Here is a 15,923-nt window from a genome sequence, read left to right on the forward strand (position 1 = left end):
CCATGCACATCATCCCGGTTAACGGCCCCTCGCCCTATGAGGTGACCATCGGCACAGACCTGAGCGAAAGCATTGTGGAGCGCGCCGCGTCCATCGGCGCGGCTAAGGTGGCTATCATCCACCAGCCACCTCTTCTCGCGGCCGCACACGCCCTCGCCGCCGCAGCCGAGAAGCGCGGGGTGGAGGCCACTCTTGCAGAGGTTCCTGATGCCGAAGCAGCGAAGCAGCTCGACGTACTGGCCCATCTGTGGGATGTCCTAGGGCAGGCAGGTTTTAGCCGCCGCGATGCGGTGATCGGCTTGGGCGGCGGGGCCGTCACGGACCTTGCGGGGTTTGCAGCGGCAACGTGGATGCGTGGCATTCCCGTTATCCAAGCACCGACGACCTTGTTGGCCATGGTGGACGCTGCCGTAGGTGGAAAGACCGGTATCAACACGTCTGCCGGCAAGAACTTAGTGGGCGCCTTCCACGAGCCAGACTCCGTCTTCGTGGACCTTGAGCGTTTGCGCACCCTTCCGGACGATGAAATCGTGGCGGGCTCGGCCGAAATCATCAAGACAGGATTTATTCATGATCCGGTCATCATCGAGCACTACATCAAGAATCCAGCCTTGTGTCTTGATCCAGACGGGATTCTACCGGAACTCATTGAGCGCTCTATCGCGGTTAAGGCCCACGTTGTGGGCCAGGATCTCAAGGAATCCGGTCTGCGAGAAACTCTCAATTACGGCCATACCTTCGGCCATGCAGTGGAGCGGCGTGAGCGCTACATCTGGCGCCATGGCCGCGCGGTAGCGGTAGGAATGATGTTCATCGCCCACCTGTCCCACGCCCGTGGGTTGATAAGCGCCGACCTCGTGCAGACCCACCGCGAGATTCTGGAGTCCGTGGGGCTTCCCACCACCTATGAACAAGGCCATTTCGAAGAGTTGGTGGAAGGCATGCGCCACGATAAAAAGAACCGCGGTGGCCACATCCGCTTTGTAGCGCTCACGGGAATCGGGGAAACCACTCGAATTGAAGACGCCACCGATGATGACCTCCGAGCTGCGTACACCAAGCTCAGCGCCTAGGCTTTAAAACCACCATACGTACAGGAGAATGTCATGACGATCCTCGTCCTCAACGGCCCCAACCTCAACCGCTTGGGCAAACGTCAGCCGGAGATCTACGGCAGTGAGAGTCTGGGGGACGTCGAAAAGCGAGTTCGAGAGGCTGCGGGGCAGGAGGAGATCATTTTTTTCCAGTCCAACCACGAGGGCGAACTTATCGAGCAGGTCCACCGCGCGGCGGACGAGGGATGGCCAGTTATTATCAACCCTGGCGGCTTTACTCACACCTCGGTGGCATTGCGCGACGCGTTGGCAGAGGTCGCCGACGGAGCCGGCTTCGTAGAGGTTCACCTGTCGAACGTGCATGCTCGTGAGGAGTTCCGTCAGCACTCCTATCTCAGTCCTATCGCACGCGGCGTTATCGCCGGTCTAGGCTCTTATGGCTATATCGCGGCTCTGGGGTACTTCCTGGCGGATTAGCTATGATGGAGTATCGCCTAAAAATTGATAGGAGTGGTTCTCACATGGCTTTAGCTGATACTCGCTTTGGTAACCGCCGTCGCAAGCTCGCCTCCACGTTGTCTGGGCAGCGCATTGACGCCGTCGTCATTACGCATCTGACACACATGCGCTATTTGACGGGCTTCTCTGGCTCCAACGGCGGCCTCCTGCTGCGCAAGGACCTCTCCGCGCTCATGGCCACCGACGGCCGTTACACCACGCAGATCGCTGAGGAAGTGCCGGACATTGAGGCCGTTCTCGGTCGCGACGTTGGCCCGCACTTGCTGAGCCAGCTCTCCGGTGAGTTGCGCGTGGGGTATGAGGCTGATTATGTCAGCGTGTCTCAACTCAAGCGTCTGGAGAAGGCCGCTCCGGAAGGCGTTACCCTTGTGCCAGTCAGCGGAGTGATAGAGGATATCCGCCTGGTCAAGGATCGTGTTGAGCTGGAGAAGCTCGAGGAACTCGCGGCATTGGCAAACCAAGCTCTTACCGAGCTTGTAGAAAATGGTGAAATCGCTGCTGGTCGCACCGAGCGCCAGGTGGCTGCGGACTTGGAGTACCGCATGCGCATGCTCGGTTCTGAGCGCGTGAGCTTCGATACCATCGTCGCATCCGGTGAGAACTCTGCGAAGCCTCACCACGGTGCCGATGACCGTGAACTGCGCAACGGAGACCTTGTCACCATTGACTTCGGTGCGCATCTGCGCGGCTTCAACTCTGATTGCACCCGCACCTTTGCTATCGGTGAGGTCACCGAGTTCGCCAAGGAAATTTATGACATCGTCTTGCGTGCCCAAGAGGCGGGTGTTAAGGCTTCGGTGCCGGGCACCGCGCTTGTCGACGTTGACGCGGCCTGCCGCGACATCATCACTGAGGCCGGCTACGGCGAGTACTTCGTGCACTCTACGGGACACGGCATTGGTCTCGACGTCCATGAGGGACCCTCGGCCGCCAAGACTGGTAAGGGCGAACTAGCAGAAGGCATGACGCTAACCATTGAGCCAGGCATCTATGTGCCGGGCAAAGGTGGCGTGCGCATTGAAGACAGCCTCATCATCACCTCCGGCGCTCCGAAAATTATCACCGCCTATCCAAAGGACCTTCAGGTCCTCTAGACGGGCCTAGCGCAGGGAGGGAGTCGGCGCGGCGAGCACCGACCCCCTTTCCACAGTGTGAGCCTGCCGTACGGTATGCTTAGACACTGTTTTCATAGTTTCTATTTCAATGTATTCAGGAGAGTCATTACATGGCAGATACCACTGACTTCAAGAACGGCCTCGTTCTGAAGATCGACAACAAGCTGCAGCAGATCGTTGAGTTCCAGCACGTGAAGCCGGGCAAGGGTCCCGCTTTCGTACGCACCAAGCTCAAGGACGTGGTCTCTGGCAAGGTGACGGACAAGACCTTCAACGCTGGTGTCAAGGTGGAGACCGCTAACGTCGACCGCCGCGACATGACCTACCTGTACAACGATGGCACGAACTACGTGGTCATGGATGACAAGACCTACGAGCAGTACGAGCTTCCCTTCGACAAGTTCGGTGACGCCGGCAAGTTCCTGCTAGAGAACATGCGCGTGCAGGTTTCCTTCCACGACGGTGAGGCTCTCTTCGGTGAGCTGCCGATTTCCGTCGACCTGAAGGTCGAGCACACTGAGCCGGGCCTGCAGGGTGACCGCTCCAACGGTGGCACCAAGCCGGCCACCTTGGAAACCGGTGCTGAGATCCAGGTTCCGCTGTTCATCGAAATCGGCAACGTCCTGAAGATCGATACCCGCACCGGCGAGTACCTCTCCCGCGTCAACAACTAAGATGACCCAGCCTGAGCCGAATTATAAGCGCCACACGGCGCGCTATCGTGCGCGCCGCCGCGCCGCCGATATCCTCTTTGAGGCAGAGTCGCGTGACGTGGATCCCGTAGCCATCGTGGAAGACCGCGTGGCCTTGGCCCGCGATCCGGAGAACGGTGTTGCTCCCATTGCTGAGTACACCCGTGCGATTGTCTCGGGTGCTGCGGAGGAGCTCGATGCCATCGATGAGGCCATCGCTCGCTACCTCTCCGATGAGTGGTCGCTGGAACGTATCCCGGCTGTGGATCGCGCCATCATGCGCGTGTCGGTGTGGGAAATCCTCTTCAATGATGAGGTTCCGAACGCCACTGCCCTGGTCGAGGGTGTGGAGCTGGCGTCGGAATACTCCAACCACCAGGCCGCGCCGTACATTCACGCTGTGCTGGATGATGTCATCCAAGCCCAGTCAGCGGACAGTCCCATGGTGTCTTCTGCTGAGGCAGACGCCGCAACTGGGGTGGACGCCGCCGAAGACGATGACACCGCAGCGGAGGTCCCCGCAGAGGCGTCTGAGAAGTCTTCCGGCAGCGAGTAAGTCGCTCACTGCCGAGTCACAACTAAAGGTCCGGCCACGATCGATGTGATCTGGCTGGACCTTTAGTTTTGTCTTGGGGCTCGTCGCGTGGGGCTAGAGCAGTGACGACAGGAAATCCTTCGTACGCTGATGTTGCGGGTTCTCTAGGACCTGCTCCGGGGAGCCGGATTCAACGACGGTGCCGCCGTCCATGAAGAAGATCTTGTCTGCAACCTCGCGGGCAAAGCCCATCTCGTGGGTGACCACAAGCATGGTCATACCATCGGCAGCGAGCTCTTTCATGACGCGCAGGACTTCTCCGACGAGTTCGGGGTCTAGGGCGGAGGTGGGTTCGTCGAAAAGCATGAGCTTCGGGTCCATTGCCACGGCGCGGGCAATGGCCACACGTTGCTGCTGACCGCCAGAAAGTTGGACAGGGTAAACATCCGCCTTGTGTGCCAGTCCAACCTTCTCGAGCAGTTCCATGGCCTTCTTCTTGGCCTGTTCTGGGTTCTGCTTCTTGACCTGAATGGGGGCCTCAATGATGTTCTCGAGGACGGTGCGGTGGCTAAAGAGATTGAACTGCTGGAAGACCATGCCGATGTCCTGGCGCTGGGCGGCAGCTTCCTTCTCAGAAATTTCGAACAGCACGCCGTCGCGCTCGCGATAGCCAATGATCTCGCCATCGATGTACAGGCGGCCGGCCGTGACCTTCTCTAGGTGATTGCAGCAGCGCAGGAAGGTAGATTTACCGGAGCCGGATGGGCCAAGTAGACAGGCAACCTCGCCGGGCATGACGGTGATGTCAATGCCCTTGAGCACCTCTAATTGCCCGAAGGATTTGTGCACGTTCTGCGCGGAAATCATGGGAGTAGCCATTAGTTCTTCACCTCCGGGATGACGGAAACGTTGCGGGGGATGGTGCCTTCGGCGTCGGCAAGCGCGGCGAGCTGGCGGCCGGTCAGCTCACGGGTAGCACCGCGTTCAAAACGACGCTCGAGGAAGTACTGTCCCACCATAAGAAGGGAAGTGATGACGAGGTACCACGTAGCCGCCACCATGAGCAGCGGGATCGGCTCGAAGAGGGCGGCCGAAATGTCGGTTGCGCGTCCGAAGATTTCTGCAGTGTAGGGAATGGCCACCACCAAGGAAGAGGTCTTGAGCAGGGAGATGAACTCATTGCCGGTTGGGGGGATGATGATGCGCATGGCCTGCGGCAGAATCGTGCGGCGCATCGTCATCCACCAGCCCATGCCTAGGGCCTTGCAGGCCTCTTTTTGGCCTTCCGGCACCGAGGAGATGCCGGAGCGCACGATTTCAGCCATGTAGGCCGCCTCATTGAGGCCTAGGCCTAGGACGGCCAACAGGAAGGCGTTCGTCAGCACGGCAGTGAGTGAAATCTCCGTGAAACCGAGGTTAATGGATTGGTACAGGGCGGAGAGCAGGCCCCAGAACACGAGCTGAACATAGATGGGGGTGCCACGGAAGAGCCACAGGAAGACCCAGGACACACCGCCAAGGACGGGGTTGGGGGACATGCGCATCACAGCTAGCGCGGCGCCACCCACGACGCCGATAACCATAGCCAAAATGGTAATGGCGATGGTGTGGAGGGCCGCGGTGGCGATGCGTGTATCGAAGAGGTACTGGAAGTAGGTGCTCCACCCGAAGGCCTCGTTGCGCGCTGAGGAAATGATGAACCACACGGCCAGCAACACGAGAACAGCGGCGAAAACCCAGCGCCACGGGTGTCGCAGGGGGCGGGCCTCAATCTTGGGCGGCGGGGTCGAAGACGCCGGAGAGGAAGAGTTAGTCATTGATCGGCCTTTCATTAATCATGGCGTGGTCGACGAGGCCTTCGTCAACACCCCATTGAGCAAGAATCTCTGCATAGACGCCAGTATCGATAAGGTGCTGGAATGCCGCGGCTATGGCCGGACCTAAGTCGGAGTCCTTGGGAACGGCAAAGCCATAAGGAGCAGCATCAAACATCTCGCCGACCATCTCCATGCGTCCATCGGAGCGGTTTACGGACCAAGCGGACACAGGGGAGTCGGCCGACAGCGCATCGGCGCGACCCATAAGGACCGCCAACGCGGCGTTGTCGCTCGTGTCATAGGGCAAGATAGTCAGGTTGCCATCACAGGCTTCCTGCTTGGGGCGCAGGTCATCCGTCTCAGAGACGGTGGTGCGTTGAACGGCGATGGTGAGACCACACGGGTTGGAAGGGTCGACGTCATGGGGGCCTTTGGCAAGCGCAGCCCATTGAATACCCGCGTAGAGGGTGTTGATGAAGTCAAAGTTCTCACGGCGCTCCTCGGTGTCTGTGAAGCCGGAAGCACCAAGGTCAATTTGGCCTGCCTGGACGGCTGGGAGGATCATTGAGAAATCCTGTTCCACCGGGCGAAATTCCAGCCCGAGAACCTGCGCCACGGCATGCGCCAGATCCATCTCCACACCGATGATGGACCCATCTGAGTCTTTGAACTCAAAGGGCGCAAACGGAGGGTTCGTGCCCACGGTGAGGATGCCGTCAGCATCGTCGTACATGGCCGCGATCTCAGGTACCGCGTCCACATCAGGCGCGGACCAGCCCTCCGGTAGCGCTGGCTCCTCGTTGGTGACGCAAGCTGTTAGCGTGGCGGTCCACGCCAGCCCGGCTGCGCCCACGATGGCCGTGCTTTTCTTCATGGTCTAGCTCTCTTGGTAGGTTGCGGCTTTGCGCCAATCCGCAACGATGAAAATGGACACAATGACGCCGCCAATGACGAGCATGAGCAGGATCATCGGGGTCGATGCATCCTGGTCCGCTCCCCACGGCCACAGTGCGCGCAGCGAGCCGAGCATGAAACCGGCCATGGCAGCAAGGGTAGGGTCGCGGTGATTATCCAGCAGGTAGTTAAGAACCTTGACAAATGCCGCGAGGCCGCACACAGCACCGAGTGCGAATACACCGACAGTGACCATGTCGCGGTCTGAGACCGCGCCGATCACCGGCTGGTAGAGGCCCATAGTCAGGAGGATGAGTGAACCGGATATGCCGGGAAGGATCAGGGCGCACACGGCAATCATGGCGGCGAAGAACACCACGATGAGGTTGGGATCCTCCACTGGGGTGGACGTGAAACCGGTAACGATGAAGATGGCCACCGTTGCAATGACGAAAGCGGCGATAGCGGCAGGTGAGAAGCGCGACATCATGCGCAAAGGAACGATGATAGAAACTGCCACCATGCCCAAGAAGAGGGCGCTGGAGAGCGATACTTGGCCCTCAACAAAGTTGTGAAGCAGCGTGGAGAACCCGAAGACAGCAATGAACATGCCGACGGCGACAGATAGGAGGAAACCCCATTCGACCTTCTTGAATCGGCCGGAGATGAGGTCATTGGCGTTGTGCAGGGCGCGCTCATAGATGCCGACGATGAGCGCGACGGTTCCGCCGGAAATGCCGGGGACCAGCTCGGCCATGCCAATGAGGGCGCCTCGAATGGCGTTAAGAATAAAGTGCATAAACCGAAATTATCCTTGACTGCCCCTGGGGTGGGGATGCCGTGCCGAGGGGCGAAGGTGGTGAGCAGATGACTCCTATTCTCTCACTGCACCACGGGCCTATGCAAACTATTCACTTGGGAGAAGGATATGCGCTAACGCGTCTAGAGCTGCAGGCGCTTGGCTAGCTCACCATAAACCGAGCCGAGGACAGCGAAGGCGGCGAGGCCCACCAAGCCATCGAGTAGCACGGCGTAGAAGCGGTTGAGGTCGGGGTCGTCGGAGGATGCTGCAGTTTCCCGGATCTTTTGGTAGTAGGAGGATTCCTCCACCTTGGACGACATGGTGGTGCCCGTGCTGGAGTTGGAGCTTTTTTGTGCGGCGGTGGCCACGGTCGTTCCAGACAGTGCAAGAGCAGCAGCAGTGCTCAGGGCGATGATGGTGCGGCGCATAGGTCAGGGAAACCTTTCGATCGAGAAAACGCTAACACCCCACAACGTACTCTGCTGTGGGGTGGGTTTGTGCCCCTGGTGAGACTCGAACTCACACTACACGGGTTTTGAATCCGTTGCCTCTGCCAATTGGGCTACAGGGGCGCACTGGCAAAGATATTAGCGCAGCGGTGCGACACTAACCTAATTGCCTGTCAGGGCGTGGTGTGAAAGTGCTTGGGACACTGGCGGAGGGGGAGCGGTGGTGCCGCGGACAACACGTTAGGATGGGCTGGGTGACTACTTCTCAGCCCCGACTTTTGCTTATCGACGGCCACTCGATGGCCTTCCGCGCATTTTATGCACTTCCTGCGGAGAATTTCTCCACTTCAGGAGGCCAACACACCAATGCCGTGTACGGCTTCCTCTCGATGTTGGCCAACATTCTGGCCGAGGAGAAGCCGGACTTCGTCGCCGTCGCCTTCGACGTGGGACGTAAGACTTTCCGCACGGAGATGTTCCCGGATTACAAAGCGCAGCGAGAAGCAGCACCCGAAGAGTTCCGCGGACAAGTGGAGCTTATCCGCGAGGTACTGGAGACACTCGGCATCACTACGCTGTCCCGTGAGAACTTCGAGGCCGATGACATTGTGGCGACGCTGTCCACGCAGGCGGGATCTGACTATGAGACCTTGCTCGTGACGGGTGATCGCGATTATCTGCAGCTTGTCAACGAGTCCACGACCGTCCTGTACCCCATGCGCGGCGTGTCCACCCTGCATCGTTTTACCCCGGATGCGGTGGAGGAGAAGTATGGTTTAACTCCGCAGCAGTATCCGGACTTTGCGGCCCTGCGTGGTGACCCGTCGGACAATCTTCCCAACGTTCCGAAGGTGGGTGAAAAGACCGCGACTAAGTGGATCACCCAGTATGGTTCGCTCGATGAACTTATTGCCCACGCGGACGAAATCAAGGGTGTGGCGGGTCAAAACTTCCGCGACCGCATCGAGCAAGTCAAGCTGAATCGCCAGCTCACCCAGATGGTGACCGATATGGACTTGGAAGTGGGGCCGGCCGACCTGAGCTTCAAAGGTGCGGCAGCGAGCGAGGTTGCCGCGCGCTTTGATGAGCTGGAGTTCGGTACCAATCTGCGAGAGCGTGTCTTGGGTGCTATCCCACATGATGCTGACGCGGAGGCTGCAGCGGCAGTAGAGACACCGGATGTATCCGTGAGCATCACCGACACGCCCCTGATGGAATGGCTAACTGGCAAGGAAAACGTTGCGGTGTATGTCCAGGGCGATGGCACCCCTGGTGCGGGTGACGCGGCGGCGATCGCGCTTGTCGACGACTCCTTCGAAGGCCTCCACCTCGAACTCGCGGACCTGTCCGCGGAGGAGGATGCGGCCTTGGCTGTTTGGCTGTCCTCGGATGCGCCGAAATACTTCCACGAGGCCAAGGCCGCCTACCACATGCTGGCCGGCCGTGGCATCGAGCTGCGCGGCATTGCTCATGACACCGCACTTGCTGCCTACCTACTTCGCCCCGGCCAGCGCACGTATGAGCTGAGTGATGTCTATCAGCGCCACTTGAAGAAGTCTTTAGGTCAGGCCAGCGAGCAGCTGTCTATCCTCGATGAGAACCCATTGGCAGATCAGGCTGGCGCCATCATGGAGTTGGCAGCGGAGCTGACACAGCAGCTGCAGGACATTGCCTCCTTCGAGCTCTATACCGACCTTGAACTGCCCTTGGTGGGAATCCTGGCACGTATGGAAGCCGCCGGCATCGCCGTGGACCGCGACATTCTGGAAACCCAGCGTGATGCCTTCATCGAGCAGGTCAACGAACAAGAGCGCGCCGCGCGCGAATTGGCGGGGGATGACTCCCTCAACCTGAATTCCCCGAAGCAGCTGCAGTCTGTGCTCTTCGATACTTTCGATATGCCGAAGACAAAGAAGACCAAGACGGGCTATTCCACGGCTGCCAAGGAAATCGAACAACTAGCTGCGAGCCATCCGCATCCCTTCCTGGACCATCTCTTGGCCCACCGCGAGTACCAAAAGATGAAGACTACGCTGGAGGGCCTCATCAAGACGATTCAACCGGATGGTCGCATTCATACCACCTTCAACCAGACGGTCACCTCCACAGGCCGCCTGTCCTCGACGGAGCCCAACCTTCAAAACATTCCGGTGCGCACGGAAGCTGGCCGTCAGATTCGTTCAGCCTTCGTGGTGGGCGAAGACTTCGATACCCTCATCACCGCGGACTATTCCCAGATTGAGATGCGCGTTATGGCCCACCTGTCGGAGGACCCGGGCCTGATCGAGGCCTACCGTGAGGGCGAAGACCTTCACAACTACGTCGGCTCGCGCGTGTTTGATGTGCCCGTCGATGAGGTCACCCCAGAATTGCGCCGTCGAGTTAAGGCCATGTCGTATGGGTTGGTCTATGGCCTCTCCGCTTTTGGTCTCTCGCAGCAGCTGGGGATTCCAGCTGGTGAGGCCAAAAAGATCATGGAAAGCTACTTCGAGCGCTTTGGCGGAGTGAAGCGCTACTTGGACGACGTCGTAGTTCAGGCACGCAAAGATGGCTATACCTCCACGGTGTTCGGTCGCCGCCGCTACCTGCCGGAGCTCAACTCCGATAACCGCGTTGCCCGTGAGAACGCCGAGCGTGCCGCGCTCAACGCCCCGATTCAAGGCACTGCAGCCGACATCATTAAGGTAGCTATGATTCGCGTGGACAAGGCACTCGAAGGAATGAAGTCGCGCGTGCTCTTGCAGGTCCACGATGAACTTGTTGTCGAGGTTGCTGCAGGCGAAGCGGAGAAGGTTCACACCATCCTCGAGCGTGAGATGGACAAGGCTATCGAGTTGACCGTGCCGCTCGAAGTTTCTGTTGGAGAGGGCAAGAACTGGGACGCAGCCGCACACTAAGCGCTGGGGCCGCGCTCGCCCCGAACGCTTAGGACAAGCCCACTGCACGCTCGTCGTCGGTGGGCGTGCGGCGCTCGACCAAGCAGCCAGCGAGTACATCGAAAGGTGTTTGGCCGAATGCGAGAACGCTAAGTCCCAGGACAGTAAGGATTGTGCCCTCAACCATGGGCAGACCTGTTAGTGCCAGCAGCGTAAGAAGGAGCCAACTGTTGCGGATAGCGGCGCTAGCAAAACCTGGCCGTTGGGCGATGACCTCGAGCTTGAGGGACCACTTGCCTAGAGACGTATTCTTCGTCGCTTCTGCCCACACGCGGTATACGTAAAACACTATGGCAAGCGCAGTAATGTCATAGATTTCGCCCGTGCGTCCGGTGAGCGCGCCATCAGTGGCGAAGTTAAAGAGCCACTTAAACACCAGAATGATGGCGGCAGCGAGGAAGGCATCAATCCACCATGCCACGACCCGGCGCAAAGCTATTGCGAAGCGTTCGAGAAGCATGGACGTCAGCTTACGTGCTCTCGGCGCTGCATCCCTGAAGCGGGGGCTCCAGATGCAGGGGCCGTAGCCTGGCAGACAAAGATAGCCGTACCAGGAAACAGGGCACCGCGCTTGGGTGACCATTGGCCCCACGTACTGTCGAGGTCCTCCGGCCACTCCGGCTCTATGAGGTCGAGGATCTCGAAGTTTCCTCTGACCTGGAGGGCGCGCAGCCAGTCACCCATTGTGCGGTGAAACTCGGCATAGGTGAGCTCACCCGCGGAATTGTGCTCGAGGTAGGCCCGGTCAAAATAGGGCAACTCGGCGGTGAGATTGTCAGGGTCGTCGGGGAAGACCCACCGCATGGGATGCGGCACGGAGAACACAAAGCGACCACCAGGGCGCAGCACGCGGTGGACCTCAGCCAGTGCGGAGTCAAGATCTGCGATGAAGGGAAGGGCCCCAAAGGCGGAGAAGGCGACGTCGAAAGCATTATCACAGTAGGGAAGTGTCAGAGCATCTGCCTGCACTAGCGGGAGGCCTGGTTCGGCATGAGACAGCATTCCGGCGGAAAGATCAAAGCCGGTAGCGAACTTTGCGTGGCCGTGGAGCCACTGCGTGCACGGCGCGGAGCCGCAGCCGAGTTCGAGGACGGTGGCCGAGGAGACGTCGCCAAGCAACTGCGCTTCGGATTCGTGGAGCATCTCCGGGCACCAGTAAAATGACGACAAATACTCCGGGTGCGCGGCGTGGTAGGAATCGGCATCAGAATCCCAATAGGAGCGGTTGGCGAGTGAGGCAGAAAACATGGGTCCTTTCGCGTGGCGCATTTGCCGTTGTAGCTGCATGAATGTAGTGTGGTACGAGCGTGTCTATGACTCGGGACGCACTGAGCCACTGTAGGAGGGTTCAGCCGGACCGCGAGTCGGGATTGAAATCCATCTTAAGTTTTGCGCTTTTGCGCTGCTTAATGACGCTTTTCAAGAGACACGTAACTGTCCAAATACGATCTCCTACGTTTATTCGGAGCATAACTACATGCCAACTTCTAACACCCCTCAGGTTGCGATCAATGACATCGGAACCGCAGAGGACTTCCTCGCAGCTGTCGACGCCACCATCAAGTACTTCAACGATGGTGACATCGTCGAGGGCACCGTGGTCAAGGTTGACCACGACGAGGTCCTGCTCGACATCGGTTACAAGACCGAGGGCGTCATCCCGTCCCGCGAGCTCTCCATCAAGCACGACGTCAACCCGGATGAGGTTGTCGAGGTCGGCGACGAGATCGATGCACTTGTTCTCACCAAGGAGGACAAGGAAGGCCGTCTGATCCTGTCCAAGAAGCGCGCACAGTACGAGCGCGCCTGGGGCGCCGTCGAAGAGCTGCACGCCAAGGAAGAGCCGGTCACCGGTACCGTCATCGAGGTTGTCAAGGGTGGTCTCATCCTCGACATCGGCCTCCGTGGCTTCCTCCCGGCTTCCCTCGTTGAGATGCGCCGCGTTCGCGACCTGGAGCCGTACATCGGCCAGGAGCTCGAGGCCAAGATCATCGAGCTGGACAAGCAGCGCAACAACGTTGTCCTGTCCCGCCGCGCATACCTGGAGCAGACCCAGTCCGAGGTCCGTTCCGAGTTCCTGCACCAGCTGCAGAAGGGTCAGGTCCGCAAGGGCGTTGTCTCCTCCATCGTCAACTTCGGCGCCTTCGTCGATCTCGGCGGTGTCGACGGCCTGGTTCACGTTTCCGAGCTGTCCTGGAAGCACATCGACCACCCGTCCGAGGTTGTCACCGTGGGCGACGAGGTCACCGTCGAGGTTCTTGACGTCGACCTGGACCGCGAGCGCGTGTCCCTGTCCCTGAAGGCAACCCAGGAAGATCCGTGGCGCGTCTTCGCCCGCACTCACGCTGTGGGCCAGATCGTCCCGGGCAAGGTCACCAAGCTCGTTCCGTTCGGCGCCTTCGTTCGCGTCGAGGAGGGCATCGAGGGCCTCGTCCACATCTCCGAGCTGGCTCAGCGCCACGTCGAGGTTCCGGATCAGGTTGTCACCGTTGGCCAGGAAGTCATGGTCAAGGTCATCGACATCGACCTCGAGCGTCGTCGTATCTCCCTGTCTGTTAAGCAGGCAGACGAGGACTACACCGAAGAGTTTGATCCGTCCAAGTACGGCATGGCTGACTCCTACGACGAGCAGGGCAACTACGTCTTCCCCGAGGGCTTCGACCCGGAGACCAACGAGTGGAAGGAAGGCTTCGACGAGCAGCGCCAGGCTTGGGAGGCTCGCTACGCCGAGTCCGAGCGTCGCTTCAACCTGCACACCGCTCAGATCGAGCGCAACCGTGCTGCAGCTGCTGAGGCCGCTGAGTCCGCTGCAAACAACTCCAACTACTCCTCCGAGTCCCAGGATGCAGCTCCGGCATCCGAGACCGAGGCAGAGGTTGGCGGTTCCCTCGCATCTGACGAGCAGCTCGCTGCGCTGCGCGACAAGCTCGCTGGCAACTAAGCCACACTCCGCAATCTCAGGGCGCGTTAGCGCCTGAGGTTCTGAGTACTCAAGGCCGTCTCTCCTGAATTCGGGAGGGGCGGCCTTTGTGCATGTCTTTCGCGTATCGTGGGCGGGTATGAAGCTCATTGGACTCACCGGCGGTATCGGCAGCGGAAAATCCACGGTTGCTCAGTTGTTGGTGGAGCAGGGCTGGGCGCTTGTCGATGCCGACCAGATCGCCCGCGACATTGTCGAACCAGGCCAACCGGCTCTCTCCGAGTTGGCCGATGCGTTCGGGGAGGACATTCTCAACGCCGATGGCTCCCTTAACCGGGGGCTACTGGCCTCGCGGGCCTTCGCGAGCCGCGAGAAAACGGACGTGCTCAATTCCATCACGCATCCGCGTATCCACGAGGAAACCCAAGCCCGTTTCGAGGCTGCGCGCGCGGCGGGCGAAGCGTTCCTGGTCTATGACATGCCGTTGCTCGTGGACAATGGTCTCAACAAGGGCATGGATGTCACCATCGTTGTCGATGTTGAGATTGAAGAGCGCGTACGCCGCCTCGTGGAGTTTCGAGGACTGGATGAAGAAGACGCGCGCCGCCGCATTGCAGCGCAGATCCCTGACGATGTCCGCCTTGCTGCAGCGGATTATGTCATAGACAACAACGGCCCCCTCGAAGCGCTCGATGCGCAGGTCGAGAGGGTCGTCGAAGAGCTAAAGCGCCGCTTTAATTAGCGCGTTGCTACCACGTCGGAGACAGCGATGTGGTCGTTGTTCTCCATGTCCTCGCCCACGAAATCAAGATCCGTGCGCATGAGCATGGTGTTGTAGTCGCGCCACGACGTCAGTGTGTAGTACAGGTGCTGATCGTCCTGATGAGGCAATACGTAAGGAGCGTAAGTGTCATTGAGCGGCTCGCCGCTGATGACCTTCGCTGTTTCAGCGTCCACGAGCTTGCGGCGCGGGGACCACGGACCTTCGGGGGAGGGCGCTGTGCGCATGACGATGCCCTCGCCCTCAACACCGTACATGGTGACGAATTTGCCCAGGTAGTCGTTGTACGCCACCGAGAGCTCAGAGACTTTGCCATCTAACACAACGCTGGCCTGGGAGGGATCGTGGACCCATCCGCCGTCCGCGTAGTACGCGAAGGCGTTCTCGTTGGGAAACTGCGACTTCAGTGCACGGGAGAGGTATGCCGGACCGCGGCGGCCTTGCCCGGTGGTAAAGCGGTAGATGTAGTCTCCGTGTTCGATGTAGGCCGACTGTTGAAGCTTTTCAAATCCCGGGCGATAGTTAGCTCCACCCGGGATTGGGGCGTTCGCGCCGTGGCTGGCGTTCGTGCGGGTTGCTTCTGGGACTGGCGTCCATGACACGCCACCATCGGTCGATGCCACAGTTGCGGCATAGTTGGTGGACCATCCGGTCTTCGGATCATGCCAGGAACGCACTGACATGTAATCGATGTAATGCACGCCGTCAACCACAATTCCGGCTGTGGGAATGGTGGTGCGCTCGCCGTTGATGTCAGCGTCACCGACCTTCTGAGAAGGGATGAACTCCTTGGCATAGCCAGTGGCGGACCAGCCGCGAGCAGTGAGAGCGTCATCGAGGCGCAGACCATCGCCGTAGTCCTCATCGGTCGTGCGCAAGAGGACATTGGAGCGCCAGCCATCGCCCTCGCCGACGCAGTCCATGGTGTCACCAAAGACATAGTAGGAGTGGCCGGCGCCATCGGCGTAAGCAATACCGAGGTCTGTGCCCGAGACACCGAAGTCGAGGTCAGTACGGTTAGGGGAGCCGGCACCGGTGATGAGCTGCATGATCTGTGTTGGCCCACCAGTGATCTGGCGCTGGTTGTAGTTGCTGCGCTGACCGCTAGTGGCACGCTCCGGCTGGGAAGGCTTCGAGGAGCCGCTCAACAGTGCGCTGAGCCCGCCGAGTGAGGAACCACCGGCTGGGGCGGACGCGGACGGCTTCGATGTGAAGCTTCCGGATTTGGAGTATGGCATACAGGGCGCGGCCACGGCTTGTGGGGCGTGGGCAACAAGGGCGACGGGGAGAAGCGCGGTAACGGTTACTGCGCTAGCAAGGGAACGAAACTTCATGACAGATGATTCTAAAGGAGCGCAGCAACATTTAAAGGACATGGTAGACAAAATTTACCTTTCGCTCTCATCTC

16 protein-coding genes and 1 tRNA gene are annotated in these 15,923 nt (G+C 59.5%); 8 read left to right on the forward strand and 9 right to left on the reverse strand.

Going from position 1 to position 15,923, the window contains the following annotated elements:
* Positions 1-2: 2 nt before the first annotated feature.
* The 5 genes from aroB to nusB all read left to right on the forward strand — a co-directional run bounded on the left by aroB (position 3) and on the right by nusB (position 3,937).
* Positions 3-1,073, forward strand: coding sequence for a 3-dehydroquinate synthase (aroB, locus tag M5J09_RS03990; RefSeq protein WP_257157027.1), 1,071 nt, complete (start codon positions 3-5; stop codon positions 1,071-1,073).
* 33 nt (positions 1,074-1,106) lie between these two features.
* Complete coding sequence (aroQ, locus tag M5J09_RS03995) at positions 1,107-1,532, forward strand: type II 3-dehydroquinate dehydratase (RefSeq protein WP_239181132.1); 426 nt, start codon at positions 1,107-1,109, stop codon at positions 1,530-1,532.
* Between the two features lie 44 nt (positions 1,533-1,576).
* Positions 1,577-2,668, forward strand: a complete 1,092-nt coding sequence (locus M5J09_RS04000; RefSeq protein WP_257157028.1) for a Xaa-Pro peptidase family protein — start codon at positions 1,577-1,579, stop codon at positions 2,666-2,668.
* A gap of 131 nt (positions 2,669-2,799) precedes the next feature.
* Positions 2,800-3,363: an elongation factor P gene (efp, locus tag M5J09_RS04005; RefSeq protein ID WP_042531048.1), complete on the forward strand. Its 564-nt coding sequence runs from the start codon at positions 2,800-2,802 to the stop codon at positions 3,361-3,363.
* Position 3,364: 1 nt separating this feature from the next.
* On the forward strand, positions 3,365-3,937 hold the full coding sequence (nusB, locus tag M5J09_RS04010; protein WP_257157029.1) for a transcription antitermination factor NusB: 573 nt from the start codon (positions 3,365-3,367) through the stop codon (positions 3,935-3,937).
* A 93-nt stretch (positions 3,938-4,030) separates the two neighbouring features.
* Here the strand turns inward: nusB and M5J09_RS04015 are convergent, their stop codons facing one another.
* The 6 genes from M5J09_RS04015 to M5J09_RS04040 all read right to left on the reverse strand — a co-directional run bounded on the left by M5J09_RS04015 (position 4,031) and on the right by M5J09_RS04040 (position 8,001).
* Positions 4,031-4,795 (reverse strand): amino acid ABC transporter ATP-binding protein, encoded by a 765-nt coding sequence (locus M5J09_RS04015; RefSeq protein ID WP_042531044.1) that lies wholly within the window; start codon positions 4,793-4,795, stop codon positions 4,031-4,033.
* The gene (locus M5J09_RS04020) at positions 4,795-5,733 is read right to left on the reverse strand and encodes an amino acid ABC transporter permease (RefSeq protein ID WP_257157030.1); all 939 of its coding nucleotides are present in this window, start codon (positions 5,731-5,733) and stop codon (positions 4,795-4,797) included. The genes M5J09_RS04015 and M5J09_RS04020 overlap by 1 nt, the downstream gene beginning before the upstream one ends.
* Positions 5,726-6,607, reverse strand: coding sequence for an ABC transporter substrate-binding protein (locus tag M5J09_RS04025; RefSeq protein ID WP_257157031.1), 882 nt, complete (start codon positions 6,605-6,607; stop codon positions 5,726-5,728). Before M5J09_RS04025 ends, M5J09_RS04020 begins: the two co-directional genes overlap by 8 nt.
* 3 nt (positions 6,608-6,610) lie before the next feature.
* Positions 6,611-7,426: a DUF368 domain-containing protein gene (locus M5J09_RS04030; protein ID WP_257157032.1), complete on the reverse strand. Its 816-nt coding sequence runs from the start codon at positions 7,424-7,426 to the stop codon at positions 6,611-6,613.
* Between the two features lie 143 nt (positions 7,427-7,569).
* Positions 7,570-7,857, reverse strand: a complete 288-nt coding sequence (locus M5J09_RS04035; RefSeq protein ID WP_257157033.1) for a hypothetical protein — start codon at positions 7,855-7,857, stop codon at positions 7,570-7,572.
* A gap of 70 nt (positions 7,858-7,927) precedes the next feature.
* Positions 7,928-8,001: transfer RNA gene (locus M5J09_RS04040), tRNA-Leu, on the reverse strand.
* Positions 8,002-8,123: 122 nt separating this feature from the next.
* Here M5J09_RS04040 and polA point away from each other — a divergent pair.
* Positions 8,124-10,775 (forward strand): DNA polymerase I, encoded by a 2,652-nt coding sequence (gene polA, locus M5J09_RS04045; protein ID WP_257157034.1) that lies wholly within the window; start codon positions 8,124-8,126, stop codon positions 10,773-10,775.
* Between the two features lie 28 nt (positions 10,776-10,803).
* Here polA and M5J09_RS04050 read toward each other — a convergent pair whose 3' ends face one another.
* Both M5J09_RS04050 and M5J09_RS04055 read right to left on the reverse strand, forming a co-directional pair.
* Positions 10,804-11,274: an RDD family protein gene (locus M5J09_RS04050; protein ID WP_042531032.1), complete on the reverse strand. Its 471-nt coding sequence runs from the start codon at positions 11,272-11,274 to the stop codon at positions 10,804-10,806.
* A 5-nt stretch (positions 11,275-11,279) separates the two neighbouring features.
* Positions 11,280-12,062 (reverse strand): class I SAM-dependent methyltransferase, encoded by a 783-nt coding sequence (locus tag M5J09_RS04055; protein ID WP_257157035.1) that lies wholly within the window; start codon positions 12,060-12,062, stop codon positions 11,280-11,282.
* A gap of 229 nt (positions 12,063-12,291) precedes the next feature.
* On the opposite strand from M5J09_RS04055, the gene rpsA reads away from it, so the two are divergent.
* Both rpsA and coaE read left to right on the forward strand, forming a co-directional pair.
* Positions 12,292-13,755, forward strand: a complete 1,464-nt coding sequence (gene rpsA, locus M5J09_RS04060; RefSeq protein WP_042531028.1) for a 30S ribosomal protein S1 — start codon at positions 12,292-12,294, stop codon at positions 13,753-13,755.
* Positions 13,756-13,873: 118 nt separating this feature from the next.
* A complete protein-coding gene (gene coaE, locus M5J09_RS04065; RefSeq protein WP_257157036.1) occupies positions 13,874-14,476 on the forward strand; it encodes a dephospho-CoA kinase in 603 nt (200 codons plus the stop codon).
* Here coaE and M5J09_RS04070 read toward each other — a convergent pair.
* The gene (locus tag M5J09_RS04070; RefSeq protein WP_257157037.1) at positions 14,473-15,849 is read right to left on the reverse strand and encodes a DUF4185 domain-containing protein; all 1,377 of its coding nucleotides are present in this window, start codon (positions 15,847-15,849) and stop codon (positions 14,473-14,475) included. The two genes, coaE and M5J09_RS04070, sit on opposite strands and share 4 nt — an antisense overlap.
* Positions 15,850-15,923: the final 74 nt, after the last annotated feature.

Source organism: Corynebacterium sp. BF-R-2, assembly GCF_024586525.1.
GTDB classification, from domain to species: domain Bacteria; phylum Actinomycetota; class Actinomycetes; order Mycobacteriales; family Mycobacteriaceae; genus Corynebacterium; species Corynebacterium singulare.

What these genes read in the sequence shown, in the direction of transcription:
- M5J09_RS04050 (WP_042531032.1), bottom strand. Translation starts at nt 11,274, where the DNA reads ATGCTTCTCGAACGCTTCGCAATAGCTTTGCGCCGGGTCGTGGCATGG.
- M5J09_RS04025 (WP_257157031.1), bottom strand. Translation starts at nt 6,607, where the DNA reads ATGAAGAAAAGCACGGCCATCGTGGGCGCAGCCGGGCTGGCGTGGACC.
- nusB (WP_257157029.1), top strand. Translation starts at nt 3,365, where the DNA reads ATGACCCAGCCTGAGCCGAATTATAAGCGCCACACGGCGCGCTATCGT.
- M5J09_RS04015 (WP_042531044.1), bottom strand. Translation starts at nt 4,795, where the DNA reads ATGGCTACTCCCATGATTTCCGCGCAGAACGTGCACAAATCCTTCGGG.
- M5J09_RS04070 (WP_257157037.1), bottom strand. Translation starts at nt 15,849, where the DNA reads ATGAAGTTTCGTTCCCTTGCTAGCGCAGTAACCGTTACCGCGCTTCTC.
- rpsA (WP_042531028.1), top strand. Translation starts at nt 12,292, where the DNA reads ATGCCAACTTCTAACACCCCTCAGGTTGCGATCAATGACATCGGAACC.
- M5J09_RS04035 (WP_257157033.1), bottom strand. Translation starts at nt 7,857, where the DNA reads ATGCGCCGCACCATCATCGCCCTGAGCACTGCTGCTGCTCTTGCACTG.
- M5J09_RS04000 (WP_257157028.1), top strand. Translation starts at nt 1,577, where the DNA reads ATGGCTTTAGCTGATACTCGCTTTGGTAACCGCCGTCGCAAGCTCGCC.
- aroQ (WP_239181132.1), top strand. Translation starts at nt 1,107, where the DNA reads ATGACGATCCTCGTCCTCAACGGCCCCAACCTCAACCGCTTGGGCAAA.
- M5J09_RS04020 (WP_257157030.1), bottom strand. Translation starts at nt 5,733, where the DNA reads ATGACTAACTCTTCCTCTCCGGCGTCTTCGACCCCGCCGCCCAAGATT.
- coaE (WP_257157036.1), top strand. Translation starts at nt 13,874, where the DNA reads ATGAAGCTCATTGGACTCACCGGCGGTATCGGCAGCGGAAAATCCACG.
- efp (WP_042531048.1), top strand. Translation starts at nt 2,800, where the DNA reads ATGGCAGATACCACTGACTTCAAGAACGGCCTCGTTCTGAAGATCGAC.
- M5J09_RS04055 (WP_257157035.1), bottom strand. Translation starts at nt 12,062, where the DNA reads ATGTTTTCTGCCTCACTCGCCAACCGCTCCTATTGGGATTCTGATGCC.
- polA (WP_257157034.1), top strand. Translation starts at nt 8,124, where the DNA reads ATGGGCTGGGTGACTACTTCTCAGCCCCGACTTTTGCTTATCGACGGC.
- M5J09_RS04030 (WP_257157032.1), bottom strand. Translation starts at nt 7,426, where the DNA reads ATGCACTTTATTCTTAACGCCATTCGAGGCGCCCTCATTGGCATGGCC.
- aroB (WP_257157027.1), top strand. Translation starts at nt 3, where the DNA reads ATGCACATCATCCCGGTTAACGGCCCCTCGCCCTATGAGGTGACCATC.